The sequence below is a fragment of the Streptomyces purpureus genome (assembly GCF_014648195.1).
GTDB classification, from domain to species: Bacteria; Actinomycetota; Actinomycetes; order Streptomycetales; family Streptomycetaceae; genus Streptomyces; species Streptomyces purpureus.
Window position 1 is genome coordinate 120,848 of the sequence record NZ_BMQQ01000014.1, and the last position, 24,497, is coordinate 145,344.

Sequence of the window (24,497 nt, forward strand, 5' to 3'; positions counted from 1 at the left end):
CGTACGGCCCGGAAGGAGCAGCGGCTCAGAAGTAGTAGCGGGACACCGACTCCGCGACGCAGACCGGCTTGTCGCCGCCCTCGCGTTCCACGGTCACCTTCGCCGTCACCTGCACCCCGCCGCCGGCCTCCTCGACCCCCGTCAGGAGCGCGGTGGCGCGCAGCCGGGAGCCGACCGGCACGGGCGCGGGGAAACGCACCTTCTCCGTGCCGTAGTTGATGCCCATCTTCATGCCTTCGACCCGCATGATCTGCGGAACGAACGTCGGCAGCAGGGACAGCGTCAGATAGCCGTGCGCGATGGTCCTGCCGAACGGCCCGGCCGCCGCGCGCTGCGGGTCCACATGGATCCACTGATGGTCGCCGGTGGCGTCCGCGAACAGATCGATCCGCTTCTGGTCGACCTCCAGCCAGTCGCTGTGCCCCAACTGCTCGCCGACGGCGGCGCGCAGCTCCTCGGCGGAGGTGAAGATCCTCGGCTCGGCCATGTCCCTGCTCCCTGCCTCTCGCACACGGTGTCTCCGCAAGGCGCTGTCTAAGCGCTTGCTCAGCATGTGGGCTGTGCGGCCGTCTGTCAACGGAAGGGCAGTAGGGTTCGAGGGGTGCCGCAGATTCCAGAGAAGATCCACGAACTCACGGTCGGCCAGCTGTCCGCGCGCAGCGGCGCGGCGGTGTCGGCCCTGCACTTCTACGAGTCCAAGGGCCTGATCAGCAGCCGCCGCACGAGCGGCAACCAGCGCCGCTACAGCCGTGACGCGCTGCGCCGCGTCGCGTTCGTGCGGGCCGCCCAGCGCGTCGGCATCCCGCTCGCGACCATCCGGGCCGCACTCGCCGAACTCCCCGAGGAGCGCACCCCCACCCACGAGGACTGGGCGCGGCTCTCCGAGACGTGGCGCTCCGAGCTCGACGAACGTATCAAGCAGCTCGGCCGCCTCCGCGACCATCTCACCGACTGCATCGGATGCGGCTGTCTCTCCCTGGACACCTGTGTCCTGTCCAACCCCGACGACGTCTTCGGTGAACGCCTCACCGGCTCCCGCCTGCTCCCCGAGCGGCGCCCCGCCACCACGTGAGCGAGTGAGAGGCCGCCCACGGGAGCCCACCACCCCCGTGGGCGGGCCCCCGTGGCCGACCGGTCCTCACTCGTACTCGGTGCCGCCCTTACGGGTCAGATAGGCCGGGCTGACGGCCTTCGCGATGGCCCGTCCCCCCACCACCCGGCTGTACCGCTCCACGGCCGGGCGTATCACCACGCCCTCCCGCAGATGCAGTTCACGCCCGGACACCGTCTCGCGTCCGCTCGCCAGCTCCAGTACCGTCTCCCGGTCGTACGGCCCCGCGTACAGCTGGGGCACCAGAGGCAGCACCCCGCCCAGCGACTCCACCAGCTCGCTCAGCTCCGCCGGAGCGAGCCAGCGGACCTGCCCGTCGATCTCGGCCGAGATGTCGAAGACCGCGTAACCCAGCGTCTCCCGGCGGCCGTCGGCGCCGTACGCCAGATCCTGCACCCCCGCGCCGTACACCTCGCCGAACACGCCCACCCGCGTCGCGCCGAGCCGCTCCGCGATACGGGCCGCCACCTCCGGCACGCCGTGGCCGTGCACCGCCCGCCAGTACAGATTGCGCGGGTCCTCCTTGAGCGCGAGCCCCTTGGCCCCGAACCCCTTGGAGGAGACGAACACCCTCTTGTCGTCCACGACGTACGTCAGCAGGCACGCCGTGCCGTGCAGCTTCTCGGTCAGCACGACCGGCTCGCCGGGCTCGAAGATCCCCGGATAGCGCTGCAGGTTCTCGATGTCGACCCAGGGCAGCAGATCCGTCGCCTGCTCCACGTCCCCGCTCATCGACGTCGGTATCGGCGGAACCCACTTCGTGATCCCCAGCACCTCCGCGAAGTCGGTGCCCTCGGCGGCCGCCCGCGTCAGGTCCACCCCGTCGAGCGCCTTGGGGCGGCAGACGATGCCCTGCGACAGCTCACCGCGCAGCCGCACCGCCTTGACCCGGTCGGACGCCTTCCCCGCGAGGCGGCCGGTGAGCCCCAGCTCGTCGACGAGCGCGGCGGGCAGGACCGCCTGCTCGGGGATGTACACGGCGGCATCACCACTGCGGTACGCACCCTTGGCGACGATCGCGCGGTAGAGGCCGACCTGGGCCAGCTCCAGGGCATCGGCGTTGGGATGGTCGTGAACGGTCAGCAGTTCGGCGGTGACGCGCAGCGTCGACATGTCAGGCTCCTCGGTCGTGTTTCATCGCCCCCACCTTCTCCGGCGGCGAACCGCTGGAGCCATCGATTTAGCGACTGGTAGCCTCCCTGGCCGCCGCCGCCAACTCGCGTTGGGCGCAACACGGACGATGGTGCCAGGCGCCACTGACAACGCCCTCGCCGTCGGCCACCCGGGCTTCCGCTCAGGCGGGGACGGGCTCCCGGCCGGTGTTGTCGAAGGGTGGGTACGTCCGGCTGCCCATGCGCTCGGCCGCGTCGATGTAGTCGGCGAGAGCCTCGCGTGACTGCGCGAGCCTGGCCATCTGCTCGTCCAGTCGCCCAAGCCGCGCCCGCATCGCGGCCAGCAACTCAGGACACCCCAGCAGCTCAGGGGCCTCACCGACCGCACAGGGCAGTAGGTACGCGATGTCCTCCGACGACAGACCGGCACCCAGCAGGTGCCGGATCTGCCTCACCCTCAGCACGGCGCTCTCGTCGTACTCGCGGTAGCCGTTCGCGCCGCGCTCCGCCTCCAGGAGGCCCTGGGCCTCGTAGTAGCGCAACTGGTGGGCGTTGACGCCCGTCCGGCGGCTGAGTTCCCCGATCCGCATCAAAACCTCGCTTGACCTTCACACCGGTATCAACGTTGACGATGCTGCCATGACCAACAAAACCGACACACCCGTGACCGTCATCGGGCTCGGCCTGATGGGGCAGGCGCTCGCCGGCGCGTTCCTGAAGGCCGGGCATCCCACCACCGTGTGGAACCGTACAGCCGCCAAGGCCGACCAACTGGTCGACCAGGGCGCACAGTTGGCGCCGTCGGTCGGCGACGCCCTCAAGGCGGGCCCCCTGACGATCATCTGCCTCACCGACTACCAGGCCGTGCGCGAGCTGCTCGGCGCGGCCGACGCCGAGCTGGACGGCACGACACTGATCAACCTGACCTCGGGCGACTCGGCCCAGGCCCGGGAGACCGCCCAATGGGCCGAGCAGCGCGGCGCCCACTATCTGGACGGCGCCATCATGGCCGTCCCGCCGGCCATCGGCACCGCCGAGGCGATGATCCTGCACAGCGGACCAAAGCCGTACTTCGAGGCCCACAAGTCAACTCTCGACGCGCTCGGCACGGTCACCCACCTCGGTGCGGACCATGGTCTGGCGTCCCTGTACGACGTGGCCGGTCTGGCCATGATGTGGAGCGTCCTGAACGCCTGGCTCCAGGGCACGGCCCTGCTGAAGACCGCCGGTGTCGACGCGGCGACGTACGCGCCGTTCGCGCGGCAGATCGCCGAGGGCGTGGCGACATGGCTGCCGGGGTACGCCGAGCAGATCGACCGCGGGTCCTTCCCCGCCGAGGTGTCGGCGCTGGAGACCGACGCGCGGGCGATGGCGCACCTGATCGAGGAGAGCGAGGCGGTGGGCGTCAACGCCGAACTGCCGAAGCTGTTCAAGGCGATGGCCGACCGTGCGATCGCCGCCGGACACGGCGGGGAGCAGTATCCCGTACTGATCGAGGAGTTCGGCAAGCCCGGCACCGACTGACCGGGCGGGCGGGTGCACCGCAGGGGTACGTGCCACGATCCCGCGTCGGAGTGCACGTGTCACAGTTCACGCGTCACGCATCACGGTGCACGCGGCGCCGGTGCGCCGTGGCGTACGTTCCACGGGCCCCGCGTCACAGCGCAGTGTCACGGTGCACGCGGCGCGCCGTCATCCGGTGCGTCGGCACCGTGGACGTGGGGGCGCGCCGACGCCGTCGCCCGCCCCCACGCCGTACCGCTCGCGGCCCATGCCGCACCGCCCCCGTTCCGTGCCGTGCGGCGCCTCACGCCACCGACGCCAGCTCCTTGCGCAGCGAGAGCGGTGCCCGCTCCGCCGCGTCCGGGTCCGTCAGGGCCTTGGCCCGTGCCAGGGCGCGGGAGGTCAGGACCGGCTGCGGCACGAGCACGCCGCAGCCCTCGCAGACCGGCCCGAACCATGGTTCGCCCGTCAGGTCGGGCCGCCAGACGATCCGGGTCCCGGCGCACACCGGGCAGTGTTCCCCGGGCGCCGCCTCCAGCGCGCCGATCAGCCGGCGCAGCACCTCTCCGAGTGGCTCGGCGGGATGCACCGCCGGATCGTCGCACCGGGCCACCCCGTTGCCGCCCCATGTGCGTCGGTGCCAGTCGTCGAAGACTCCGGGGCGCCGCAGACCCTCGTGCTTCTCACGCCTGCGCCTCGCCGCGAAGTCCTTCTCGTAGGCGAGCCATACGGCCCGCGCGTCTTCCAGTTCGTCGAGCGCGGCCACCAGCCGCGCCGGATCAGGCTCCCGGTCCTCGGGCCCGAACCCATGCCTCACGCACAGGTGGTCCCAGGTCGCCCGGTGCCCGTAGGGAGCGAACCGCTCCAGGCACTTGCGCAGCGAATACCTCCGCAGCGCCAGATCGCACCCCGGATCACGCACCTGTCTCGCAAGACTCCGGAAACCGGCCATCGCACTGCCACCTCCGTCGCTGGTACTTCGGCGTCAAGGGATGGACGTACGGGCGCGCCAACTTGTTCCATCGAAAATCCGATGGGGCCCATAAGGGCCTGAGACGGTCGGTCCGTGGCCTGTCCCCGACTGTCCGCGCCTACCCGGACCCGTCCGGGCCTACCCTCGCCTACCCGCCCCCGATCCGGCCCGCGGCGATGACCACACGGGCCAGCTCCGGGTGGCAGATGTCACTGTGCGCGCCGCTCGGCGGACCGCCGCGCCGCACCACCGAGGCTGCGTCGACGTTCACACAGCCCGAGGCCGCGACCCCGGCCCGCAGGGCCTCGTCCAGGGTGAGCGACGGTGTTCCGGGCACGCCCTGGACGCCGGAGTGGCCCACCGCCCACCACCGCCGGTCGAGCCCCGCCACCGACGAGGAGTCCCTGGCGAGCCGGGACGCCAGCGGATAGATCACCCCGAGGGCGGTGTCATGGCGCGAGTGGCAGGCCACCACGGGCCCGTCCACGCGCCGCTGCATGTCCCGCAGGGCACCTGCCGAGCCGCGGTCGTGCGGCAGGCTCGCCGCGAACGCATAGTGGGAGAAGGCACCCTGAAGGAGCGTCACGGATTTCACATTGCGCGTGCCGCCGGGCAGGCCGCGCAGCGCGAACGCGACGAGCCGAGCGCCCATGCTGTGGCCGACCAGATGGATCCGCAGGGCGGGAGAGGAGCGGGCCAGCTCGCCGAGCAGGGGTCCCAGGCCGCGTTCGCCGACCTTCCCGGCCCGCCGCTTCATCGTGTAGTACGTGGCCTGGCGCAGCGCCTCCTTGGCGCCCTTCCAGAGTCTCTTCAGCCGGCTCCCGAGCAGCTCCTGACGACCGCCGGGCCCCTCCGGCTCCTGAGGTGGCGGCGCCGCCTCCAGCGACTCCAGCGCGTCCGCGAACGCGGCACACACCTCCACCGGATCCCCGAACAGGAAGGCGGGCGTGGCCTCGTCGTCGCCGGCCGTGGCCCCGGCCCCGTCCGCCCCGGTCAGCTCCCGCAGCAGCGCCCCGAATTCACGGATCGCCGTCTCGTCCTCGGGCCGCTCGTCCAGCAGCCGCGCCAGCCGCTGTATCACCCCCGTCCGCTCGGGGAACAGCGCGACGAGGGCGTCCCGGCTCTCCGCGTCCAGGCCGGGCTCCGTAGGAGCGGCGGCCACGCGCGCGGAGCCGGCCACGCGCGCGAAGTCCGGCACGGGCTCGTCGGTGAACATCATCGAGGGCCAGACGACACCCGCGTACCCGACCCGCGCCCCCGCGGGCAGCAGCCCGGGGAACGGGCCGAAGAAGCGGTCGTAGAGCCGGGTGGCCACGGAGCGGGAGCTGTTCCACCCATGGGCGAACACCACCAGGTCCGTGACCCCGAGCCGGCCCAGCGCGTCCCGCTGGGCGCTGTCCCCGTCGCCGTCCTTGTCGAAGGTGATCTCCCGGTACGGCTCCACACTCATCCCGGCCATGGCCCGTCCCTCCGCGTCGAGGTCGCTGGTGACCAGCATTCTTCCCGGGCGGAGGGACGGCCAGACCTCCGGCGGGGCTTCAGCGCAGCCGCGCGGCCGACACGTCGTGGAGGTGGATGAGTGCGTCGTACGAGGTGGCGAGCCGGGCGGGCAGGTCATCGCCCGGCCACGGGTAGGCGGTGCCGATCGAGCGCGTCGGCCGGAACTCGTTCAGCCAGGCACGCGCGCGTGGCGTGGCCTTACGCAGGTCCACCACGAAGTCGCGCCGCGACACCCGCCCCAGCGTCTCCTCGTTGCCGCCCTTCAGCACGCCCACGGTGAACGTCCGTATCGGCTCGCCCGGTTCACGCGTGTCGGCGGCGTTGAACGAGCCCCGTCCGAAGGTGGTGCCCACGCTCACGTACGCCGGGCCGAGCGCGTCCCGCATGTAGGCGCCCTGGAGCCGGGGGTACTGGTCGGGCATCGTCGTCTCGTAGCCGATGTGGCCGTTGTGCGCCGAGAGCAGCATCCGGTGCCCGGTGCGCCGCTGCCACCAGACGGTGTTCTCGGCCATGGCCCGGTCACGGTAGAGCATGGCGTCCTGTACACCGTCACCGGTCAGGTCGTACGCGTACTCGGTGCCGACCTGCGCGATGACCCGCGCGTGCTGCACCATCCAGGCGTGTTCCTCGTGGCCCCGGCCCGGTTTCCGGGCGGCCAGCAGCGCGTGGGCGCGCTGGACGTCGGCCGCCAGCCGCTGCCGCTCCTCGCGCGGCCTGGCCACGTACGCCCGCATCCACTCGTCGACGCTCCCGACCGGGCGGGACGCGCGGTACAGCTCCTCGAAGCGCGGCAGCAGCTTCGGGTACGTGCGTGCCACATAGCCGGTGACCAGGTCGAACTGGCCCGGCCCCGCGTAGCCGATGTCGTTGCCCATGAACCGCACCGGCCGGTCGGGGTGGCGCAGATTGTGCTGCCGCATCCACATGATGAGGTCCAGGTACTCCTCGGTGTTCCAGAAGCGGTACGCGTTCTGGAACTCCTCCCGCATGATCTCCTTCGGGTCCCCCTTCCCGAACCGCACGTAGTCGTCGATCCGCAGCCCCGTACTCCAGCCGGCCTCCAAGGCGAAGGTGGTGAACCCCTTCTTCTCCACGAGGTGCTCGAAGATCCGGTGCTTGTTCTCGAAGAACTCGGCCGAGCTGTGGGTGGCTTCGCCGATGCCGACCACCTTCGCCGGGCCGATCACCCTGTCCAGTGCGCCGAGGTCGCTCAAAGGCCGGGCCGTGCGGGCGAGTTCGCGTGCGGGGTCGACGGGGCGTGACTCGGCGACGGCCGCGGGCGCCGCGGTTCCGAGGCAGGCGGCCACCAGAAGTCCCACCAGAGGCAGGCGATGTCGTGTCTTTGTGCGCATGGAACAAGGCTGTCGGCCGGACGGCCCGGGAACCACGGGGCCAACACCCCGGTCGACAGGGGGGTGAGCCCCCTGTCAGGGGTAGAGGAGGTACCCCCGGCGCAGCTGCCGGAAGGCCGCGAGGTCGTCACTCCAGGCGCCCACCACCTCGTCCGTGTCCGCCCCGGCGTCGATCAGCGTGCGCACCCGCGCCGAGCCGGTCAGCTTGTCGATCCAGTGGTCGGGCCGCCAGGCGAAGCCGCTCCACGACCGCTTCGCGCTCACCAGCAGCCCGATGCCGGTCCGTACCGGATCGAAGACCGCCCGGTCCGACACGTGCACCTGCACGCCGCCGACCCTGCGCCCCTGGAACTTGGAGAACGTCGGGGTGAAGTACGCCTCCCGGAAGCGGACCCCGGGCAGCGCCAGCGCGTTCGCGGCCTCGGCCCACCTCCGGTCGGCCCCCTCCGCGCCGAGCAGTTCGAACGGGCGGGTGGTGCCGCGCCCCTCGGACAGGTTCGTCCCCTCGAACAGGCAGGTCCCCGCGTACACCAGCGCGGTGTCCGGCGTCGGCATGTTGGGACTCGGCGGCACCCAGGGCAGCCCGGTCGCGTCATGGAAGTCGCCACGCCGCCAGCCCGACATCCGGACCGTCTCCAGCGCGACCGGCTCGGCCAGGAACTCGCCGTTGAACAGCCGCGCAAGCTCGCACACCGTCATCCCATGGGCCTGCGCGATCGGTTCGCGGCCCACGAACGTCGCGTACGCCCGGTCGAGCACCGGCCCGAGCGCCGCCCGCCCGGTCACCGGATTCGGCCGGTCGAGGACCATGAAACGTTTCCCCGCCAGAGCGGCGGCGACCATGCAGTCGTACAACGTCCAGATGTAGGTGTAGAAGCGCGCCCCGACGTCCTGGATGTCGAAGACGACCGTGTCCACGCCGGAGGCCGTGAAGATGTCCGCGAGGGGCCGCCCGCTCTTCAGATATGTGTCGTAGACCGGCAGTCCCGTCGCCGGGTCGTCGTAGCGGCCCTCCGAGCCGCCCGCCTGCGCGGTGCCCCGGAAGCCGTGCTCCGGCCCGAAGACCGCCACCAGGTCCACGCGGTCGTCGGCGTGCATGACGTCCACGACGTGCCGGACATCGGCGGTGACCCCCGTCGGGTTGGTGACGATTCCGACCCGCTGCCCGGCCAGTGCGGCATACCCGTCGGCGGCCAGCCGGTCGAAACCGGTGCGCACCCGCCGCCGGCCGCCGTGTCCGTCCCGCGCGGCGGCGGGGCTCGCCGCCGCCACCGCCCCCAGCGCACCGCCGGCGGCCAGCAGCCCCCTTCTGGACAGGCTCATACGGATCCTCCTCGTCGAGCGGTCAGGCCAGGCCCCGCACGCTAGCGCGCACCGGAGCCCGGGGGAACGAGGCCGGCACGCGCTCCGTGCGCCGCCCCTCCCGCGGCCCTTCCCCAGCAACATACCGACCGGTTAGTCTGCCGAGGCGGTCCGGGCGCGCCTGGTGCGGCCGGGGCCGGAAGGTCGTCACGACGGAGAGGCGGGCAGGCGGATGAGTGCGGTGAGGGATGCCGGAGTGCAGGGCGCCGGAGTAGTGGTCACCGGGGCGGGCGGCGGCATCGGCGCCGCGCTGGCCCGCCGGTTCGCGGGGGAGGGGGCACGGGTTGTCGTCAACGACATCGACCCCGTGCGGACCAAGGCCGTCGCCGAGGAGATCGGTGCCGTCGCCGTCCCCGGCGACGCCTCCACGATCGTGGCCGAGGCCCGTGAGGCGCTCGGCGGCACGGTCGACGTCTACTGCGCCAACGCCGGACTGGCCTCCCCCGGCGACGCCTTCGCCGACGAGTCGGTCTGGGCCGCCGCCTGGGACGTCAACGTGATGGCCCATGTCCGCGCGGCCCGCGCGCTGCTCCCCGACTGGCTGGAGCGCGGCAGCGGCCGCTTCGTCTCCACCGTCTCCGCGGCCGGTCTGCTCACCATGGTCGGCGCCGCGCCCTACAGCGTCTCCAAGCACGGCGCGTACGCCTTCGCCGAGTGGCTCTCGCTCACCTACCGCCACCGCGGTGTGAAAGTACACGCCATCTGTCCCCAGGGCGTACGGACGGACATGCTCACCGCCGCCGGGTCGGCCGGTGAACTCGTTCTCACCCCCACCGCCATCGAGCCCGAGGACGTCGCCGATGCCCTCATCGACGGCATCGAGGCCGACCGCTTCCTGATCCTTCCGCACCCCGAGGTCGCCGCCTACTACCAGGCCCGGGCGACCGACCCCGAACGCTGGCTGGGCAACATGAACCACATCCAGCGCAAGTGGGAGACCACGGAAGGAGCCGCCCGATGACCTCCGTCTACGCCGCCAAGCCCTGGCTGTCCCAGCTCACCGACGCCCAGCGGGCCCCGATCGCACCACCGGCCACGGTGGTCCACGCCTTCCGCGCCGCCGCCGCCCGAGCCCCCGAGCGGACCGCACTCGCCTACTTCGACGGCCGGCTGACCTACCGCGAGACCGACACCCTCTCCGACGCCGTCGCCGGACACCTCGCCGCCCGCGGGGTCGCGCGCGGCGACCGCGTCGCCGTCATGCTGCAGAACAGCCCCCACTTCGTCCTCGCGCTCCTCGGCGCCTGGAAGGCCGGCGCGACCGTCGTCCCGCTCAACCCGATGTACAAGTCCGCCGAAGTGGCGCACGTCCTCGACGACTCCGAGGCCACCGCCGTCATCTGCGCGGACCGCACCTGGGAGGCGTACCTGCGGCAGACGGCGGCCGGCTGCCCCTCCGTGCGCGTCGTCCTCACGGCCTGCGAGCGCGACCTGCAGACCCGCGACGACCCCCGCGTGCTCGGCTTCGAGCGGCTGCCCGTGCCGCGCGACACCGACGACCTCGTCGCCGTCGCCCGCGCCGGGCTGCCCGCACCGGAAGGCCGGGAGCCGGTGACCGATGACATTGCACTCATCAGTTACACCTCCGGCACCAGCGGCACCCCCAAGGGCGCCATGAACCCGCACCGCGCCCTCACCTACAACGCCGAGCGCCAGCGCACCGGCCACCCGATCGCCGAGGGCGCGACCTACTTCGCGCTCGCCCCGCTCTTCCACATCACCGGCATGGTCTGCGAGCTCGCCGCCTGCTTCGCCAACGCCGGCACCCTCGCCCTCGCGTACCGCTTCGACGCCGGCGTGGTCCTCGACGCCTTCACCGAGCACCGTCCCGCCTACACCGTCGGCCCCTCCACCGCCTTCATGGCCCTCGCCGCCCACCCCGACGTCACCCGCGACCACTTCTCGTCCTTCGAGGTCATTTCCTCGGGCGGCGCGCCGGTGCCGCCCGCCCTGGTGGAGAAGTTCCGCGCGGCCCTCGGACCGTACCTGCGCAACGGCTACGGCCTGACCGAGTGCACCGCCCCCTGCGCCTCCGTGCCGCCGGAGCGGGAGGCCCCGGTCGACCCGGCCTCCGGCACCCTCTCGGTCGGTCTCCCCGGCCCGGACACCGTCGTCCGGATCGTCGACGACAAGGGCGACGACGTGCCCCTCGGCGAACCGGGCGAGATAGCCGTACGCGGCCCGCAGGTCGTCCCCGGCTACTGGAAGCTCCCCGAGGCGACCGCCGAGGCCTTCCCCGACGGCGAGCTGCGCACCGGCGACATCGGGTTCATGGACGCGGACGGCTGGCTCTACGTCGTCGACCGCAAGAAGGACATGATCAACGCCTCCGGGTTCAAGGTCTGGCCGCGCGAGGTCGAGGACGTCCTCTACACTCACCCGGCGGTCCGCGAGGCAGCCGTCGTCGGCGTCCCCGACGCCTACCGCGGCGAGACGGTGAAGGCGTACGTCAGCCTGCGCCCCGGCGTCTCCGCGGAGCCCGCCGAGCTCTCCGCGTACTGCGCCGAGCGGCTCGCGGCGTACAAATACCCCCGCGAGGTCGAGGTCCTGGCGGAGCTGCCGAAGACGACAAGTGGGAAGATCCTCAGACGGGAGCTGCGTTCACAACGCTGAGCGCGGTTCACCCCGCCACACGGCACGGCACGGCACGACGAGACACGACACGAGACGACATGGGGCCGGTACACGGTCACATGGCACCATCCGGGGCCAACCACCCCACGGACCAGGACGACGAGCGGAAAGGCGGCGGCACATGGCCAGGACGACGGACGGGAGCGGCACCCCCGTCCCCCAGAGGCTGCTGTCCGCCGCCACCCGGCTCTTCGCCGAACAGGGCTACGACCGGACCTCCGTCCAGGAGATCGTGGAGGCGGCGGGCGTCACCAAGGGCGCCCTCTACCACTACTTCGGCTCCAAGGAGGACCTCCTCCAGGAGGTCTACTCCCGTGTGCTGCGGCTCCAGCAGGAGCGCCTGGACGCCTTCGCCGACGCCGACGCGCCGATCGAGGAGCGGCTGCGCGCGGCCGCCGCCGACGTCGTCGTCACCACCATCGAGAACCTCGACGACGCCGCCATCTTCTTCCGCTCCATGCACCACCTCAGCCCGGAGAAGAACAAGCAGGTCCGGTCCGAGCGCCGGCACTACCACGAGCGCTTCCGGGCCCTGATCGAGGAGGGCCAGGAGAGCGGCGTCTTCTCCTCCGCCACCCCCGCCGACCTTGTGGTGGACTACCACTTCGGCTCCGTCCACCACCTGTCGACGTGGTACCGCCCCGACGGCCCGCTCACCCCGGAGCAGGTCGCCGGCCACCTGGCGGATCTGCTGCTGCGCGCCCTGCGCCCCTGACCCGCGGCCGGCCCTGACCCGCGGCGGCCCCGGCCCTGGTGGACCGGCGGCCGCCACGGCGTCACGCTGGAGGTATGAACCACGTACCGGCCCTCTGGGCGGCGGCCTACGGTTCAGCCCGGCCGGCGCCCGTCCGCTTCCTGGCCCGCCGGGCGCTGGCGCTCAGAGCGTTCGTACGGGAGCTGGCGCTCGCCGACCACCACCCCTTCGCCGGCTACTAGCCCGGCTCACCACCGCCCGGCCCCGCCCCGGCGGCTAGAGGTACCGCTTCAGCTCGCGGCGGGCCAGCGACCGCTGGTGCACCTCGTCCGGGCCGTCCGCAAGCCGCAGCGTGCGGGCCGCCGCCCACAGTTCGGCGAGCGGGAAGTCCTGCGAGACCCCGCCCGCGCCGTGCACCTGCACCGCCTTGTCGAGGATGTCGACCACCGCGCGCGGAGTCGCGATCTTGATGGCCTGGATCTCCGTGTGCGCCCCGCGGTTGCCGACCGTGTCCATCAGCCAGGCAGTCTTGAGCACCAGCAGCCGCAGCTGCTCGACGGTGACCCGGGCGTCGGCGATCCAGTTCTGTACGACGCCCTGCTGGGCGATCGCCTTGCCGAAGGCGTGACGTGACACCGCACGCCGGCACATCAGCTCGATGGCGCGCTCGGCCATGCCGATCAGCCGCATGCAGTGGTGGATCCGGCCCGGGCCGAGCCGCGCCTGGGCGATGGCGAAGCCGCCGCCCTCCTCGCCGATCAGATGCGACGCGGGCACCCGCACGTCCTCGAAGACCACCTCGGCGTGCCCGCCGTGGGAGTGGTCCTCGTACCCGTACACCTGCATCGCCCGCCGGACCTGAACGCCCGGGGTGTCACGTGGTACCAGAATCATCGACTGCTGACGGCGCACGTCGGCGCCGTCCGGGTCGGTCTTGCCCATCACGATGAAGATTTTGCAGTCCGGGTTCATCGCCCCGGAGATGTACCACTTGCGGCCGTTGATCACGTACTCGTCCGACCCGTCGGCGGCCCGCTCGATCCGGGTCTCGATGTTGGTCGCGTCCGAGGAGGCGACCTCCGGCTCGGTCATCGCGAACGCCGACCGGATCTCCCCGGCCAGCAGCGGCTCCAGCCACTGCTTCTTCTGCGCCTCGCTGCCGAACTGCGCCAGCACCTCCATGTTGCCGGTGTCGGGCGCGGCGCAGTTCAGCGCGGTGGGCGCGAGCTGCGGACTGCGGCCGGTGATCTCGGCCAGCGGCGCGTACTGGAGGTTGGTGAGCCCCGCACCGTGCTCCGCGTCCGGCAGGAAGAGGTTCCACAGCCCCTGGCGGCGCGCCTCGGCCTTCAGGTCCTCGACCACCTCGGGGGTGTCCCACGGGGAGGCGAGCCGGGCGCGCTGCTCGTGCGCGACCGCCTCGGCGGGGTAGACGTACTCGTCCATGAAGGCGAGCAGCCGTGCCCGCAGCTCCTCGGTGCGGGCGTCGAATGCGAAGTCCATGTGCGGTTCAGCCTTCCTGGAGGGTGGTGAGGCCGTGCTCGATGAAGACGGGGACGAGTTCGCCGATGCGGTCGAAGCCGGCGCCGACGGTCTGGCCGAGGGTGTAGCGGTAGTGGATGCCCTCGAGGATCACGGCGAGCTTGAACCAGGCGAACGCCGTGTACCACGCGATGGCACCGGTGTCGCGGCCGGAGAGCGCGGCGTACCGCTCGATCAGCTCGGCCGGTGCGGGGTGGCCGGCCGCCGAGGCCGTCGTGGAGATCGGGGAGTCCGGCAGCTCCAGCCGCGCGCTGTACATCACGAGCAGACCGAGGTCGGTGAGCGGATCGCCGAGCGTGGACATCTCCCAGTCCAGGACCGCCTTGATCTCGTCGTCGTCGCCGATCAGGACGTTGTCCAGGCGGTAGTCGCCGTGCACGACCGTGGGGGCGGGGGAGTGCGGCAGGGCGCGGCCGAGCGCGGCGTGAAGCTCGTCGATCCCGGCCAGTTCGCGGTTGCGGGAGGCGTCCAGCTGCTTGCCCCAGCGGCGCAGCTGGCGGTCGAGGAACCCGTCGGGCCGCCCGAAGTCACCGAGCCCGGCGGCCCCGGGGTCCACGGCGTGCAGGGCGACGAGCGTGTCGACCAGACCGAGGACGGCGGCGCGGGTGCGCTCGGCGCCGAGGGACGCGAGCTGCTCGGCCGTACGGTACGGAGTGCCGGCCACGAACTCCATGACGTAGAACGGGGCGCCGAGCACATCGGTGTCCTCGCACAGCAGCACCGGCCGCGGCACGGGCACGTCCGTGGGGTGCAGGGCGCTGATCACCCGGTGCTCGCGCTTCATGTCGTGGGCGGTGGCGAGGACATGGCCGAGCGGAGGGCGGCGTACGACCCACCCGTCGGCGCCGTCCGTGACGACGTAGGTGAGGTTGGACCGGCCGCCCTCGATCAGGCGGGCGCTGAGCGGTCCGCTCACCAGCCCCGGCCGCTCGCGGTCGAGCAGTGCGCGCAGCCGCTTGGGGTCCAGACCTGGCGGCGGGGTCGAGCTCATCGGGGCACCTCCGGTGGGGCGACGATCGGTTTCCTCGGCCTCCGGCCGTGGCTCCGGCTCATGATGACCGACCAGTCGGTATGTCGTCCAGAGCAGACCTCGGCCAGGGCTCATGTCACAGTGTTCACGGGACGTGGCTCAGGGCGCGGACGCATGGCATGGCGTCACGCGTGACACACCACCGGATCACGCGTGACACTCCACCGGCACACCGCCGTTCATCGCCGCCATGTCACCGAACACCGTGGCCAGATCCAGCGGGGAGCCGTCCGGGAGGCCCTCCAGCTCCGCGTACGCCCGGTGCAGATTCGCGACGAGCCGCTCGCTCTCGCGCCAGGCCTCGAACTCGCCGAGATCCGCCTGGCGCGCGGTCTCCAGGGGCGCGAGCCCCTTCGCACGTCCCTCCCGGGCGAGCTCTCCCACGTACCGCAGATAGCGCTCGGTGGCGTCGTACGCCGACGGATCGGTGACCGGGCCGTGCCCCGGGACGACCGTGCCGGCGTCCAGCGACCGCAGCAGCTCCAGGGCCCGCAGCGAGCCGCGCAGCGAACCCGTGGGCAGGAAGGGGGTGCCGCCCTGGAAGATCAGGTCCCCCGTGAAGACCACGTCCCGCTCCGGCACATGGACGATCGAGTCGCCGGTCGTGTGCGCCACCCCCGGATGCAGGACCCGCACCTCCACCCCGCCGACGTGCAGCGTGAGCCGCTCGCTGTACGTCACCGTCGGCGCCGCGATGCTTATGTCGCCGAAGTCTGTCTGCGGCCAGATCAGATGGAGCTGGTGCCCGGCGGCGAGCTGCTCGGCGCGGCAGGAGTCGTGCCCCACGACCATCGCGTCGGGAGTGAAGACCGCGTTGCCGTACGTGTGGTCGCCGTGGTGGTGCGTGTTCACCAGCAGCCGGGGGAGGGGCGCACCGCTCGCCAGTACCGACTCCCGGAGCCGCCGTGCGCGCCGCTCGGTGGCGGCGGTGTCCACGAGCAGGGTCTCGCCGCCGTCGCTGACGAATCCGGCGTTGTTGAGGCACCAGCCGCCGTCCGGCTGCACATAGGCGTGCACACCCTCGGTGAGCGGGACGAGATAGGGATCGTGAGCGGGCATGGCGGTCCCCCCGGGTCAGGCCTGAACGGTCGTCCGAAGACTGCCAGTCGGGGTGCCCCGGGGGGAAGCCGGGAAGGGTGGACGCGCGGGCCGGGCCCGGCGTCAGTGGTCGTCCCAGTGCCCCTCGTGGGCGGCGTGCCGGTGGCCGTCGTGCACGTAGTCGACATGGTCGCCGTGCTCGACCGCCGGGTGCCCACAGCCTGCCCCGTGCTCGTGCGCGTGCCCGCTGTGCGACACGTGCTCTCCGGGCTCGCATTCGTCCCAGTGTCCGGCGTGCTCGCGGTGGATGTGTCCGTCGTGCGCGTAGTCGACGTGGTCGCCGTGCTCGATGGACATATGGCCGCAGGTGGGGCCGTGGGCGTGCTCGTGCGCGGAGTGTTCCTGGTGCGTCAGGGTCATGGTGGCTGCCTCTGGGTGAAATGCGGGGGTGTACCGTGACAGAGCTCAGGCTAGTCCGGAATGCCTGTTTCGTCAGAGTTCGTTGATGTGAAGCCCCGCGCGTCGGTGACCGACGGCCTTCCTCCGCTTGCGGGCGGCGGCTCCCGGGCCGAGGGTCGGAGCATGAAGGCGATCAGCTACAGCCGCTACGGGGGCCCCGAGGTCCTGGAGTTCGGTGACCGGCCCGAGCCGAAGGTGGGGCCCGACTCCGTGCTGGTGAAGGTGCGGGCCGCGGCGGTGAACCCGGTCGACTGGAAGTGCCAGGCCGGCCATCTCGACGGCATGCTGGACGCCGTCTTCCCCGTCGTACCCGGCTGGGACGTCTCCGGCGTGGTCGTCCAGCCGGGCCCGGCCGTCACCGAGTTCACGGTCGGTGACGAGGTCATGGGCTACGTCCGGGAGGACTTCCTGTGCCGGGGCACCTTCGCCGAGTACGTCGCCGCCCCCGTCCGCACCCTCGCCCGCAAGCCGCGCACCATGAGCTTCGAGGAGGCCGCGGGGCTGCCGCTGGTCGGTCTCACCGCGTATCAGGTCCTGCGGGCCCTTGAGGTACGGGCCGGCGAGACGGTCCTCGTGCACGCGGCGGCCGGCGGGGTCGGGGCCATGGCCGTCCAGCTCGCCCGCCACACCGGGGCCCGGGTGATCGGAGCCGTACGGCCCGGGCGCGACGAAGGCCTCGAGTTCGTCCGGTCCCTCGGCGCCGAGGCGGCCGTATACGGTGACACCTTCCCCCAGCAGGTCCGCTCGCTCGCCCCCGACGGGGTGGACGCCGCCTTCGACACCATCGGCGGCCCCTTCCTCAAGGGCACGCCCGAACTCCTCGCCCACGAGGGGCGGCTCGCCTCCATCTCGGACGGCGAGGTCGTCTCGCTCGGCGGCCGGTACTGCTGGGTGCGGCCCGACGCGGCGGACCTCGCGGCCCTGGCCGAACTCGCCGAACAGGGCGTGATCACCGTCCCGGTCGCCAAGACGTTTCCGCTGGAGGAAGCGGCCGAGGCCCAGCGCGCCAACGCGATCGGGGGGCTGCACGGCAAGGTCGTCGTCACCGTCGAGTGGCGGGACTGAACCACCGGCGACGCCCCCGCGCCTGGCACTGCCGCGCCCCGCTACACCACCACCGCCACCGCGAACGCCGCCAGCGCGATCGTGCACCCCGGCGACGCCCCCGCGCCTGGCACTGCCGCGCCCCGCTACACCACCACCGCCACCGCGAACGCCGCCAGCGCGATCGTGCACCCCGCGGCCACCACCGCCGCCCGTGGCGTCAGCGCGGCCGGCCGGGCGGTCCCCAGGCCGACGATGCGCCGGTGCGCGACCCGCAGGAACCCCACCCAGACCAGCACGCACAGCGCCGCGCCGACCAGCCCGGCCGCGCCGACCAGCCCGGCCGCGGTGACCTCGTCGTGGATCGCCTGCTTGGCGGCGAGCACCCCGGCGACCGTGGCCGACAGGGTCGTACGCCGCCACGCCAGCCTGGTCCGTTCGGGCTGCAACCCCGGATCACGGCCACCCGGCTCGCGGCCCTCCGGATCGTGCGCCTCCGGATCACGGCCCTCCGGATCACGGCCCTCCGCCCCCGCGCCGGTCTCGTCCTTCACGGGGACGTCATCCCGCCCAGCCGAAGAGCACGACCACCACCATCACCAGCGCGACCAGCGCCACCGCCAGGGCAAGCACGCTCGGGAAGCGCGACACGGGCAGATCCTCGCCGCGCCGCATGGCCCGCTCACAGCGGATCCAGTGGTTGACCGCCCGCAGCGCGCAGAGCACTCCGGCCGCGAGCAGCGCGAGCGCCAGGCCCACCCGGACGCCCCAGCGCAGGTCCGGCAGGAACTGGTCTACGGCGAATCCACCGCCGACGAGGGCGAGCGCGGTCCGGAGCCAGGCGAGGAACGTCCGCTCGTTGGCGAGGGAGAACCGGTAGTCGGGTGTCTCCCCCTCGTCCCGGATCCGCTGCGGTGTGAACCACAGCCGCAGACTCTGTATGAAGGCGCTCACCCGGGCACCATATCCGTCGGATTGTCACATCGCCCGGTGAGTGCGCAACCGCTCGTACGCGGCCCGCCCGTCCGGGACCCACTCCCACTCCTCCAGCCGGGCCGTGAGCTCCTCCTCCGGGACGAACGCGTGCCAGGCGACCTCTTCCGCCTGCGGGTTAACCGGCAGATCACATTGCACTTCGTAGACGTACGACCACCAGCTCTGCTCCCCGCCGGGGGAGACGTACAGGAACTTGAACAGCGGCACCGGCCGGGGCAGGCCCAGAACCCCCAGCTCCTCCTGTGCCTCCCGCAGGGCCGCGTCGTCGTAGCTCTCGCCCGCGCCGACGACGCCGCCCACGAACATGTCGTACAGCGAAGGGAAGACGAGCTTCGTCGCCGTTCGGCGGTGCACGAACACCCGGCCCGAGGAGTCCCTGGCCAGGACGAAGACACACCGATGGCGCAGGCCCCGCGCGTACACCTCACCGCGCGGGGCCTGCCCGACCACCTCGTCGTGTTCGTCGACGAGGTCCAGGATTTCGTCAGCCGCACGCGCCGGTGCGGGCGAAGCATCGCTCATACGACGATGAAATCACCGCGTGTACGGCGCACCGGCACACCACCCGGCCCGTAGGCGTCGCTCACCGGCCCGTCACGTACTTCACCGTCGGTCCGGCCGTCCAGCCGCCGTCCACCGCCAGTTCCGCGCCCGTCACGTACGACGCGGCGTCCGAGAGCAGGAACACCACCGCGCCGGCGATCTCCTCGGCCTCGCCGATCCGGCCCATGGGGGTGTTGGGGTACTTGCCCTCGCCCCGCTCCACACCGATCGGTTCCGTCATCGGGCTGTAGGTGACGCCCGGGTGGACGGAGTTGACGCGGATCCTCGCCGTGCCCAGCTCGACCGCGCCGATCTTCGTCAGGCCCCGGACCCCCCACTTCGAGGCGCCGTAACCCGCCGTCAGGGCGAGGCCCATCAGCCCGGCGGCCGAGGAGATGTTGACGATCGAGCCCCCGCCGTTCTCCTTCATCGCCGGGACGACCGTCCGCATCCCGATGAAGACACCGGTCAGGTTGACGTCGAGGACCCGGCGGAACTGCTCCACCGACTCGGACTCCAGGAGGGACCCGGCGGCTATGCCGGCGTTGTTCACCAGCCCGTCGACCGCGCCGAATTCCGCGGTCGCGTACGCCAGGGCCGCCCGCCAGCTCTCCTCCGAGGTCACGTCGTGGTGGACGAAACGGGCGCGCTCCCCGAGCCGCGCCGCCGTGGCCTTGCCCTCGTCGCCCAGGACGTCGGTGACGACGACGCGGGCCCCGGCCGAGACCGCCGCTTCGGCAGCCGCCGCACCCAGTCCGCGGGCGGCTCCGGTGATGAGCACGGTCTTGCCCGAGAGGTCGTGGATCCGCTCGTTCATACGTGGTCCTTTGCCATGGCGGCCACTCTAATGACGGGACATCGACAGATGGGAGAGGTCGGGCTGCCGGAAAGGTTGACGGGCTACTGCCGGGTATCGAAGATCGGACCACCTCCCGGAAGGACGGCACACCCATGGCGTACGACGCTGATGTGATCGTGATCGGGGCGGGCCTTGCGGGCCTCGCCGCCACGGCGGAGCTCGTCGACGCCGGGCGCAGTGTGATCCTCCTCGACCAGGAGCCCGAACAGTCCCTCGGCGGCCAGGCCCACTGGTCCTTCGGCGGTCTCTTCCTCGTCGACTCCCCCGAGCAGCGACGCATGCGCATCAAGGACAGCCATGCCCTCGCCCTCCAGGACTGGCTGGGCACGGCGGGCTTCGACCGCCCCGAGGACCACTGGCCGCGCCGGTGGGCCGAGGCATACGTCGACTTCGCGGCCGGTGAGAAGCGCGCCTGGCTGCACGCCCAGGGCGTGCGCTTCTTCCCCGTGGTCGGCTGGGCCGAGCGCGGCGGGTACGACGCCAACGGGCACGGCAATTCGGTACCGCGCTTCCACATCACCTGGGGTACGGGTCCCGGGCTGGTCGCCCCCTTCGAGCGCCGGGTGCGCGCGGGCGCCGCCCGGGGGCGGGTCCAGCTGCGCTTCCGCCACCGGGTCACCGGCCTCGGCCGTACCGGCGGAGCCGTGGACACCGTCAGCGGCGAGATCCTGGCCCCTTCGCCGGCCGTACGCGGCGCCGCCAGCAGCCGTGAGGTGACCGGTGCGTTCGAGTACCGCGCCCAGGCCGTGATCGTCACCTCCGGCGGCATCGGCGGCAACCACGATCTCGTACGGGCCCAGTGGCCCGAGCGCCTCGGCACCCCGCCCGAGCGGATGCTCTCCGGGGTGCCCGCCCATGTCGACGGGCTGATGCTCGGCATCGCGGAGAGCGCCGGAGCACGTCACATCAACAAAGACCGCATGTGGCATTACACGGAGGGCATCGAGAACTGGGACCCCATCTGGGCCCGGCACGGCATCCGTATCCTGCCCGGCCCGTCCTCCCTCTGGCTCGACGCCCGCGGCCGCCGGCTCCCCGTGCCGCTGTTCCCCGGCTTCGACACGCTCGGCACCCTCGAACACATCATGCGCACCGGGCACGACCACACCTGGTTCGTGCTCGACCAGAAGATCATCGGCAAGGAGTTCGCGCTCTCGGGCTCCGAACAGAACCCGGACCTCACCGGCAAGTCGGTCCGTGACGTCATCGGCCGCGCCCGGGCCGATGTCCCCGCCCCCGTCAAGGCGTTCATGGACCGCGGCGTCGACTTCGTCGTGGAGAAGGACCTGAGCGCGCTGGTGCGCGGCATGAACGCGCTCACCAAGGAGCCGCTGATCGACGAGGCGGAGCTGCGCCGCGAAATCGTGGCGCGGGACCGGGAGATCACCAATCCCTTCACCAAGGACCTCCAGGTCATGGCGGTTCGCGGCGCCCGAAAGTACCTCGGCGACCGCCTGATCCGTACGGCCGCCCCGCACCGCATCCTCGACCCCAAGGCGGGCCCGCTGATCGCCGTACGGCTGAACATCCTCACCCGCAAGTCGCTCGGCGGCCTGGAGACCGATCTGTCCTCGCGCGTCCTGACGGAGAGCGGGGAGCCGCTGGCGGGTGTGTACGCGGCGGGGGAGGCGGCCGGCTTCGGCGGCGGCGGAGTCCACGGCTACCGCTCGCTGGAGGGCACGTTCCTCGGCGGCTGCCTCTTCTCGGGCCGTACGGCGGGCCGCGCGGCGGCCGAGGCGATCGGCTGACCCGCCCGCCCGCCCGCCCCACCCGCCCCGCTGGCCCCACCGGCCACGCGCCGCAGGGCGGGCCCCCGCCCCGCCCTGACGCGAGCCCCCGCCCCGCGCGTACCACCCCGCCCTACAGCACCAGCGACAGCAGCAGCACGAACACCAGCCCCACCACCGAGATGATCGTCTCCATCACCGACCAGGTCTTCAGCGTCTGGCCGACGTTCATCCCGAAGTACTCCTTCACCAGCCAGAACCCGGCGTCGTTGACATGGCTGAAGAAGAGCGAGCCCGCCCCGATCGCCAGCACCAGCAGCGCCGTCTGGGTGGCCGGCATCCCCTCGGCGAGCGGCGCCACCAGGCCCGCCGCCGAGATGGTCGCCACCGTCGCCGAGCCGGTCGCCAGCCGGATCGCCACCGCGATCAGCCAGGCCAGCAGGAGCGCCGGGATCGACCAGTTCTCGGAGAAGTCCAGGATCATCTGCCCGACGCCCACGTCGATCAGGGTCTGCTTGAAGCCGCCGCCCGCGCCGACGATCAGCAGCACACCGGCGATCGGGGCGAGCGAGGTCTCCACGGTCGAGGAGATCCGCTCCCTGGTGAAACCGGCCGCGCGGCCCAACGTGAACATGCCGACGAGCACCGCGGCGAGCAGCGCGATCAGCGGCGAGCCGATCACGTCGGTGACCTTCCGTACGCCGTTGTCGGGGTCGGCGACGACGATGTCCACCAGCGCCTTGACCAGCATCAGCACCACCGGCAGCAGTACCGTCGCGACGGTCGCGGCGAAGCCGGGCCGCTTGTCGAGGTCCGCCGAGGGCCGGGTGGGGATCATCTTCTCCGGCGCCGGGATATCGACCCAGCGCGCCGCGTACCGGGAGAAGAGCGGACCGGCGATGATCACGGTCGGTATGGCGACCAGCACACCGAGGGCCAGCGTGACCCCGAGGTTGGCGCCGAGCGCGTCGATGGCGACCAGCGGGCCGGGGTGCGGCGGTATCAGCCCGTGCATCACCGACAGACCGGCGAGCGCCGGGATGCCGATCCGCATCAGCGAGTAATTGCCGCGCTTGGCGACCAGCAGCACCACGGGGATCAGTAGCACGATGCCGACCTCGAAGAAGAGCGGAAGCCCGATCACCGACGCGATGAGCACCATCGCCCAGGGCATCGCCCGGCCGCTCGCCCGGACGAGGATCGTGTCGACGATCTGGTCCGCGCCGCCGGAGTCGGCGAGCAGCTTGCCGAGGATCGCACCGAGCGCGATCAGCACCCCCACGCTCGCCACGGTCTTGCCCAGACCGGTGCCGAAGGAGTCGACGGTCGCCCCGAGCGGGGCCCCGGCGAACGCCCCCAGCGCGAGCGACCCGATGGTCAGCGCGAGGAACGCGTGCACTTTGAACTTGGTGATGAGCAGCACGATGACGGCGATGCCGGCGAGAACGGCGATGCCCAGCTGTGCGTTGCCGGCCGATGTGATCGGCTCGGCCGCGTCCGCTGCCAGCGTCTCGACGCTGAGACCGGTCAGGGATGTCACGGGGGAGTCCTTACGGGGCGAGGGCGGCGGCGCGCAGCGCGGCGACGGCCCGGTCGGTGATTTCTTCGGGGGTGCCGATGACATCGACCGCGACGCCGGCCTCGTCGCCTTGGAGCGGCTCCAGCGCGGCGAACTGCGAATCGAGCAGCGCCACGGGCATGAAGTGGCCCTTGCGCCCGGCCATCCGCCGCTCGATCAGCTCCCGCTCCCCGGTCAGATGCAGGAACACCGCCCCGGGGGCGGCCGCCCGCAGCCGGTCGCGGTAGCTCCGCTTCAGCGCGGAGCTGCTCACCACCCCGCCGAGCCCCTCGCGGCCGTGCGCCCACGCGCCGATCGCGTCGAGCCAGGGACCGCGGTCCGCGTCGTCCAGCGGAACGCCGGACGCCATCTTGGCGACATTGGCCGCCGGATGGAAATCGTCGCCCTCCGCGTAGGGGACGCCGAGCGCCCGGGCGACCAGCGGACCGATGGTGGTCTTGCCGGTGCCCGCCACACCCATCACGACGACGACCGGAGGGGCGGGAAGCGGGGTGCTGCTCATGGCTGATGCCTCGCTGTCTTCTTCGACATCGATGTTCGACGCGCTCATGAAACCCATTGGATACGACGTATTCAAGAGTCTGTGAGATAAAAGTCGTACTTAATGTTCGAGAAGGGTGGCCCGTAGGCTGTGACCATGACGACACGGACCCAGGGGCTCCACCCTCACGTGCTGGCCACCCTGGGCCTGGCGATCACCGCCGGTGAGTATCCGCCCGGCAGCGTCCTGCGCACCGACGAGCTCGCCCAGCGCTTCGACGTCTCCCGTACGGTCGTCCGCGAGGTCGTCCGCGTTCTGGAGTCCATGCACCTGGTCGAGTCCCGCCGCCGGGTCGGCGTCACGGTCCGCCCGGCCGAACAGTGGAACGTCTACGACCCGCAGGTCATCCGCTGGCGGCTGGCCGGCGCCGACCGCCCCCGCCAGCTGCGCTCCCTGACCGTGCTGCGCTCCGCCGTCGAACCGGTCGCCGCCGGACTCGCCGCCCTGCACGCCACCCCCGAGCAGTGCCGGGAACTGACCGAGCAGGCCCTCGGCATGGTCGCCACCTCGCGCGGCCGGCAGCTGGAGGCGTACCTCGTCCATGACATCGCCTTCCACCGCGTCGTCCTGGCCGCCTCCGGCAACGAGATGTTCGCGCGCCTCGGAGACGTCGTCGCCGAGGTCCTCACCGGCCGCACCCACCACCAGGTGATGTTCGACGACCCCGACCCGGCCGCCGTCACGCTTCACGTCCAGGTCGCCGAGGCCGTACGGGAGAGAGACGCGGCCCGCGCCGAGGAGCTGACCCGCCAGATCGCCGTCGGAGCCCTGCGCGAGCTGGACGTCCTCGCCCCGTAGCGCTCCGAGCCGCGCCCCCGACCGGTCGGCGGACCCCCATTGGTCATCGGTCCCTAAACCAGCCGGTAACCTCAAAAACACCTCAGATCTGCCCGTACGTGAC

Annotated in this window: 26 protein-coding genes; 9 read left to right on the forward strand and 17 right to left on the reverse strand. The window is 71.9% G+C overall.

Annotation, left to right across the window (positions count from 1 at the left end; all coding sequences use genetic code 11):
* Positions 1-25 precede the first annotated feature (25 nt).
* On the reverse strand, positions 26-487 hold the full coding sequence (locus IEZ01_RS19250; protein WP_019885073.1) for a MaoC family dehydratase: 462 nt from the start codon (positions 485-487) through the stop codon (positions 26-28).
* A 114-nt stretch (positions 488-601) separates the two neighbouring features.
* Here IEZ01_RS19250 and soxR point away from each other — a divergent pair, with 114 nt between their 5' ends.
* Entirely contained in the window at positions 602-1,072 is a 471-nt protein-coding gene (gene soxR, locus IEZ01_RS19255) for a redox-sensitive transcriptional activator SoxR (RefSeq protein WP_189202772.1), read from the forward strand.
* Between the two features lie 66 nt (positions 1,073-1,138).
* On the opposite strand, the gene IEZ01_RS19260 is transcribed toward soxR, so the two are convergent.
* Positions 1,139-2,224: an RNA ligase (ATP) gene (locus IEZ01_RS19260; RefSeq protein ID WP_189202774.1), complete on the reverse strand. Its 1,086-nt coding sequence runs from the start codon at positions 2,222-2,224 to the stop codon at positions 1,139-1,141.
* Between the two features lie 181 nt (positions 2,225-2,405).
* Complete coding sequence (locus IEZ01_RS19265; RefSeq protein WP_019885070.1) at positions 2,406-2,813, reverse strand: MerR family transcriptional regulator; 408 nt, start codon at positions 2,811-2,813, stop codon at positions 2,406-2,408.
* Between the two features lie 49 nt (positions 2,814-2,862).
* Between IEZ01_RS19265 and IEZ01_RS19270 the strand changes: the two genes are divergently transcribed.
* The gene (locus IEZ01_RS19270; protein ID WP_189202776.1) at positions 2,863-3,747 is read left to right on the forward strand and encodes an NAD(P)-dependent oxidoreductase; all 885 of its coding nucleotides are present in this window, start codon (positions 2,863-2,865) and stop codon (positions 3,745-3,747) included.
* A gap of 283 nt (positions 3,748-4,030) precedes the next feature.
* Here IEZ01_RS19270 and IEZ01_RS19275 read toward each other — a convergent pair whose 3' ends face one another.
* The 4 genes from IEZ01_RS19275 to IEZ01_RS19290 form a co-directional block, all read right to left on the reverse strand.
* On the reverse strand, positions 4,031-4,678 hold the full coding sequence (locus IEZ01_RS19275; RefSeq protein ID WP_028797353.1) for a hypothetical protein: 648 nt from the start codon (positions 4,676-4,678) through the stop codon (positions 4,031-4,033).
* 169 nt (positions 4,679-4,847) lie between these two features.
* Positions 4,848-6,197: an alpha/beta fold hydrolase gene (locus IEZ01_RS19280; protein ID WP_189202778.1), complete on the reverse strand. Its 1,350-nt coding sequence runs from the start codon at positions 6,195-6,197 to the stop codon at positions 4,848-4,850.
* A 40-nt stretch (positions 6,198-6,237) separates the two neighbouring features.
* Positions 6,238-7,518 carry an erythromycin esterase family protein gene (locus tag IEZ01_RS19285; protein ID WP_189202780.1) on the reverse strand — a complete coding sequence of 427 codons (1,281 nt, stop codon included), beginning with the start codon at positions 7,516-7,518 and terminating at the stop codon, positions 6,238-6,240.
* 108 nt (positions 7,519-7,626) lie between these two features.
* Positions 7,627-8,874 carry an exo-beta-N-acetylmuramidase NamZ family protein gene (locus tag IEZ01_RS19290; RefSeq protein WP_189202782.1) on the reverse strand — a complete coding sequence of 416 codons (1,248 nt, stop codon included), beginning with the start codon at positions 8,872-8,874 and terminating at the stop codon, positions 7,627-7,629.
* Positions 8,875-9,085: 211 nt separating this feature from the next.
* Here IEZ01_RS19290 and IEZ01_RS19295 point away from each other — a divergent pair, with 211 nt between their 5' ends.
* From IEZ01_RS19295 to IEZ01_RS19310, 4 genes are all read left to right on the forward strand, one after another.
* Positions 9,086-9,874 (forward strand): SDR family oxidoreductase, encoded by a 789-nt coding sequence (locus IEZ01_RS19295; RefSeq protein ID WP_040875105.1) that lies wholly within the window; start codon positions 9,086-9,088, stop codon positions 9,872-9,874.
* Positions 9,871-11,526 (forward strand): AMP-binding protein, encoded by a 1,656-nt coding sequence (locus IEZ01_RS19300; protein ID WP_189202784.1) that lies wholly within the window; start codon positions 9,871-9,873, stop codon positions 11,524-11,526. The genes IEZ01_RS19295 and IEZ01_RS19300 overlap by 4 nt, the downstream gene beginning before the upstream one ends.
* 142 nt (positions 11,527-11,668) lie before the next feature.
* The gene (locus IEZ01_RS19305; protein ID WP_189202786.1) at positions 11,669-12,262 is read left to right on the forward strand and encodes a TetR/AcrR family transcriptional regulator; all 594 of its coding nucleotides are present in this window, start codon (positions 11,669-11,671) and stop codon (positions 12,260-12,262) included.
* A 74-nt stretch (positions 12,263-12,336) separates the two neighbouring features.
* Entirely contained in the window at positions 12,337-12,483 is a 147-nt protein-coding gene (locus tag IEZ01_RS19310; protein WP_019885060.1) for a hypothetical protein, read from the forward strand.
* Between the two features lie 34 nt (positions 12,484-12,517).
* Here IEZ01_RS19310 and IEZ01_RS19315 read toward each other — a convergent pair whose 3' ends face one another.
* The 4 genes from IEZ01_RS19315 to IEZ01_RS19330 all read right to left on the reverse strand — a co-directional run bounded on the left by IEZ01_RS19315 (position 12,518) and on the right by IEZ01_RS19330 (position 16,268).
* Positions 12,518-13,741, reverse strand: a complete 1,224-nt coding sequence (locus IEZ01_RS19315) for an acyl-CoA dehydrogenase family protein (protein WP_019885058.1) — start codon at positions 13,739-13,741, stop codon at positions 12,518-12,520.
* A 7-nt stretch (positions 13,742-13,748) separates the two neighbouring features.
* Entirely contained in the window at positions 13,749-14,771 is a 1,023-nt protein-coding gene (locus IEZ01_RS19320) for a phosphotransferase family protein (RefSeq protein ID WP_019885057.1), read from the reverse strand.
* 186 nt (positions 14,772-14,957) lie between these two features.
* Positions 14,958-15,869, reverse strand: a complete 912-nt coding sequence (locus IEZ01_RS19325; RefSeq protein ID WP_189202788.1) for an MBL fold metallo-hydrolase — start codon at positions 15,867-15,869, stop codon at positions 14,958-14,960.
* Positions 15,870-15,971: 102 nt separating this feature from the next.
* Positions 15,972-16,268: a hypothetical protein gene (locus IEZ01_RS19330; protein WP_019885052.1), complete on the reverse strand. Its 297-nt coding sequence runs from the start codon at positions 16,266-16,268 to the stop codon at positions 15,972-15,974.
* Between the two features lie 162 nt (positions 16,269-16,430).
* Here IEZ01_RS19330 and IEZ01_RS19335 point away from each other — a divergent pair, with 162 nt between their 5' ends.
* Positions 16,431-17,372, forward strand: a complete 942-nt coding sequence (locus IEZ01_RS19335; protein WP_019885049.1) for an NADP-dependent oxidoreductase — start codon at positions 16,431-16,433, stop codon at positions 17,370-17,372.
* Positions 17,373-17,497: 125 nt separating this feature from the next.
* Here the strand turns inward: IEZ01_RS19335 and IEZ01_RS19340 are convergent, their stop codons facing one another.
* The 4 genes from IEZ01_RS19340 to IEZ01_RS19355 all read right to left on the reverse strand — a co-directional run bounded on the left by IEZ01_RS19340 (position 17,498) and on the right by IEZ01_RS19355 (position 19,695).
* Complete coding sequence (locus IEZ01_RS19340) at positions 17,498-17,905, reverse strand: DUF202 domain-containing protein (protein WP_229833070.1); 408 nt, start codon at positions 17,903-17,905, stop codon at positions 17,498-17,500.
* Positions 17,906-17,912: 7 nt separating this feature from the next.
* Positions 17,913-18,305 (reverse strand): YidH family protein, encoded by a 393-nt coding sequence (locus IEZ01_RS19345; RefSeq protein WP_019885045.1) that lies wholly within the window; start codon positions 18,303-18,305, stop codon positions 17,913-17,915.
* A 24-nt stretch (positions 18,306-18,329) separates the two neighbouring features.
* Entirely contained in the window at positions 18,330-18,869 is a 540-nt protein-coding gene (locus IEZ01_RS19350) for an NUDIX hydrolase (RefSeq protein WP_019885044.1), read from the reverse strand.
* 61 nt (positions 18,870-18,930) lie between these two features.
* The gene (locus IEZ01_RS19355) at positions 18,931-19,695 is read right to left on the reverse strand and encodes a glucose 1-dehydrogenase (protein WP_028797348.1); all 765 of its coding nucleotides are present in this window, start codon (positions 19,693-19,695) and stop codon (positions 18,931-18,933) included.
* A 146-nt stretch (positions 19,696-19,841) separates the two neighbouring features.
* Here IEZ01_RS19355 and IEZ01_RS19360 point away from each other — a divergent pair, with 146 nt between their 5' ends.
* Positions 19,842-21,497 carry an FAD-binding dehydrogenase gene (locus tag IEZ01_RS19360; RefSeq protein ID WP_019885042.1) on the forward strand — a complete coding sequence of 552 codons (1,656 nt, stop codon included), beginning with the start codon at positions 19,842-19,844 and terminating at the stop codon, positions 21,495-21,497.
* Between the two features lie 112 nt (positions 21,498-21,609).
* Here the strand turns inward: IEZ01_RS19360 and IEZ01_RS19365 are convergent, their stop codons facing one another.
* Positions 21,610-23,007 (reverse strand): GntT/GntP/DsdX family permease, encoded by a 1,398-nt coding sequence (locus tag IEZ01_RS19365; protein ID WP_028797347.1) that lies wholly within the window; start codon positions 23,005-23,007, stop codon positions 21,610-21,612.
* A 19-nt stretch (positions 23,008-23,026) separates the two neighbouring features.
* Positions 23,027-23,557 carry a gluconokinase gene (locus IEZ01_RS19370; RefSeq protein ID WP_189202828.1) on the reverse strand — a complete coding sequence of 177 codons (531 nt, stop codon included), beginning with the start codon at positions 23,555-23,557 and terminating at the stop codon, positions 23,027-23,029.
* 135 nt (positions 23,558-23,692) lie between these two features.
* Here IEZ01_RS19370 and IEZ01_RS19375 point away from each other — a divergent pair, with 135 nt between their 5' ends.
* Positions 23,693-24,394, forward strand: coding sequence for a FadR/GntR family transcriptional regulator (locus IEZ01_RS19375; RefSeq protein ID WP_028797345.1), 702 nt, complete (start codon positions 23,693-23,695; stop codon positions 24,392-24,394).
* The last annotated feature ends 103 nt before the right edge of the window (positions 24,395-24,497 follow it).

What these genes read in the sequence shown, in the direction of transcription:
- IEZ01_RS19250 (WP_019885073.1), bottom strand. Translation starts at nt 487, where the DNA reads ATGGCCGAGCCGAGGATCTTCACCTCCGCCGAGGAGCTGCGCGCCGCC.
- IEZ01_RS19260 (WP_189202774.1), bottom strand. Translation starts at nt 2,224, where the DNA reads ATGTCGACGCTGCGCGTCACCGCCGAACTGCTGACCGTTCACGACCAT.
- IEZ01_RS19265 (WP_019885070.1), bottom strand. Translation starts at nt 2,813, where the DNA reads ATGCGGATCGGGGAACTCAGCCGCCGGACGGGCGTCAACGCCCACCAG.
- IEZ01_RS19270 (WP_189202776.1), top strand. Translation starts at nt 2,863, where the DNA reads ATGACCAACAAAACCGACACACCCGTGACCGTCATCGGGCTCGGCCTG.
- IEZ01_RS19275 (WP_028797353.1), bottom strand. Translation starts at nt 4,678, where the DNA reads ATGGCCGGTTTCCGGAGTCTTGCGAGACAGGTGCGTGATCCGGGGTGC.
- IEZ01_RS19280 (WP_189202778.1), bottom strand. Translation starts at nt 6,197, where the DNA reads ATGCTGGTCACCAGCGACCTCGACGCGGAGGGACGGGCCATGGCCGGG.
- IEZ01_RS19290 (WP_189202782.1), bottom strand. Translation starts at nt 8,874, where the DNA reads ATGAGCCTGTCCAGAAGGGGGCTGCTGGCCGCCGGCGGTGCGCTGGGG.
- IEZ01_RS19295 (WP_040875105.1), top strand. Translation starts at nt 9,086, where the DNA reads ATGAGTGCGGTGAGGGATGCCGGAGTGCAGGGCGCCGGAGTAGTGGTC.
- IEZ01_RS19300 (WP_189202784.1), top strand. Translation starts at nt 9,871, where the DNA reads ATGACCTCCGTCTACGCCGCCAAGCCCTGGCTGTCCCAGCTCACCGAC.
- IEZ01_RS19305 (WP_189202786.1), top strand. Translation starts at nt 11,669, where the DNA reads ATGGCCAGGACGACGGACGGGAGCGGCACCCCCGTCCCCCAGAGGCTG.
- IEZ01_RS19310 (WP_019885060.1), top strand. Translation starts at nt 12,337, where the DNA reads ATGAACCACGTACCGGCCCTCTGGGCGGCGGCCTACGGTTCAGCCCGG.
- IEZ01_RS19315 (WP_019885058.1), bottom strand. Translation starts at nt 13,741, where the DNA reads ATGGACTTCGCATTCGACGCCCGCACCGAGGAGCTGCGGGCACGGCTG.
- IEZ01_RS19320 (WP_019885057.1), bottom strand. Translation starts at nt 14,771, where the DNA reads ATGAGCTCGACCCCGCCGCCAGGTCTGGACCCCAAGCGGCTGCGCGCA.
- IEZ01_RS19325 (WP_189202788.1), bottom strand. Translation starts at nt 15,869, where the DNA reads ATGCCCGCTCACGATCCCTATCTCGTCCCGCTCACCGAGGGTGTGCAC.
- IEZ01_RS19330 (WP_019885052.1), bottom strand. Translation starts at nt 16,268, where the DNA reads ATGACCCTGACGCACCAGGAACACTCCGCGCACGAGCACGCCCACGGC.
- IEZ01_RS19335 (WP_019885049.1), top strand. Translation starts at nt 16,431, where the DNA reads ATGAAGGCGATCAGCTACAGCCGCTACGGGGGCCCCGAGGTCCTGGAG.
- IEZ01_RS19350 (WP_019885044.1), bottom strand. Translation starts at nt 18,869, where the DNA reads ATGAGCGATGCTTCGCCCGCACCGGCGCGTGCGGCTGACGAAATCCTG.
- IEZ01_RS19360 (WP_019885042.1), top strand. Translation starts at nt 19,842, where the DNA reads ATGGCGTACGACGCTGATGTGATCGTGATCGGGGCGGGCCTTGCGGGC.
- IEZ01_RS19370 (WP_189202828.1), bottom strand. Translation starts at nt 23,557, where the DNA reads ATGAGCAGCACCCCGCTTCCCGCCCCTCCGGTCGTCGTCGTGATGGGT.
- IEZ01_RS19375 (WP_028797345.1), top strand. Translation starts at nt 23,693, where the DNA reads ATGACGACACGGACCCAGGGGCTCCACCCTCACGTGCTGGCCACCCTG.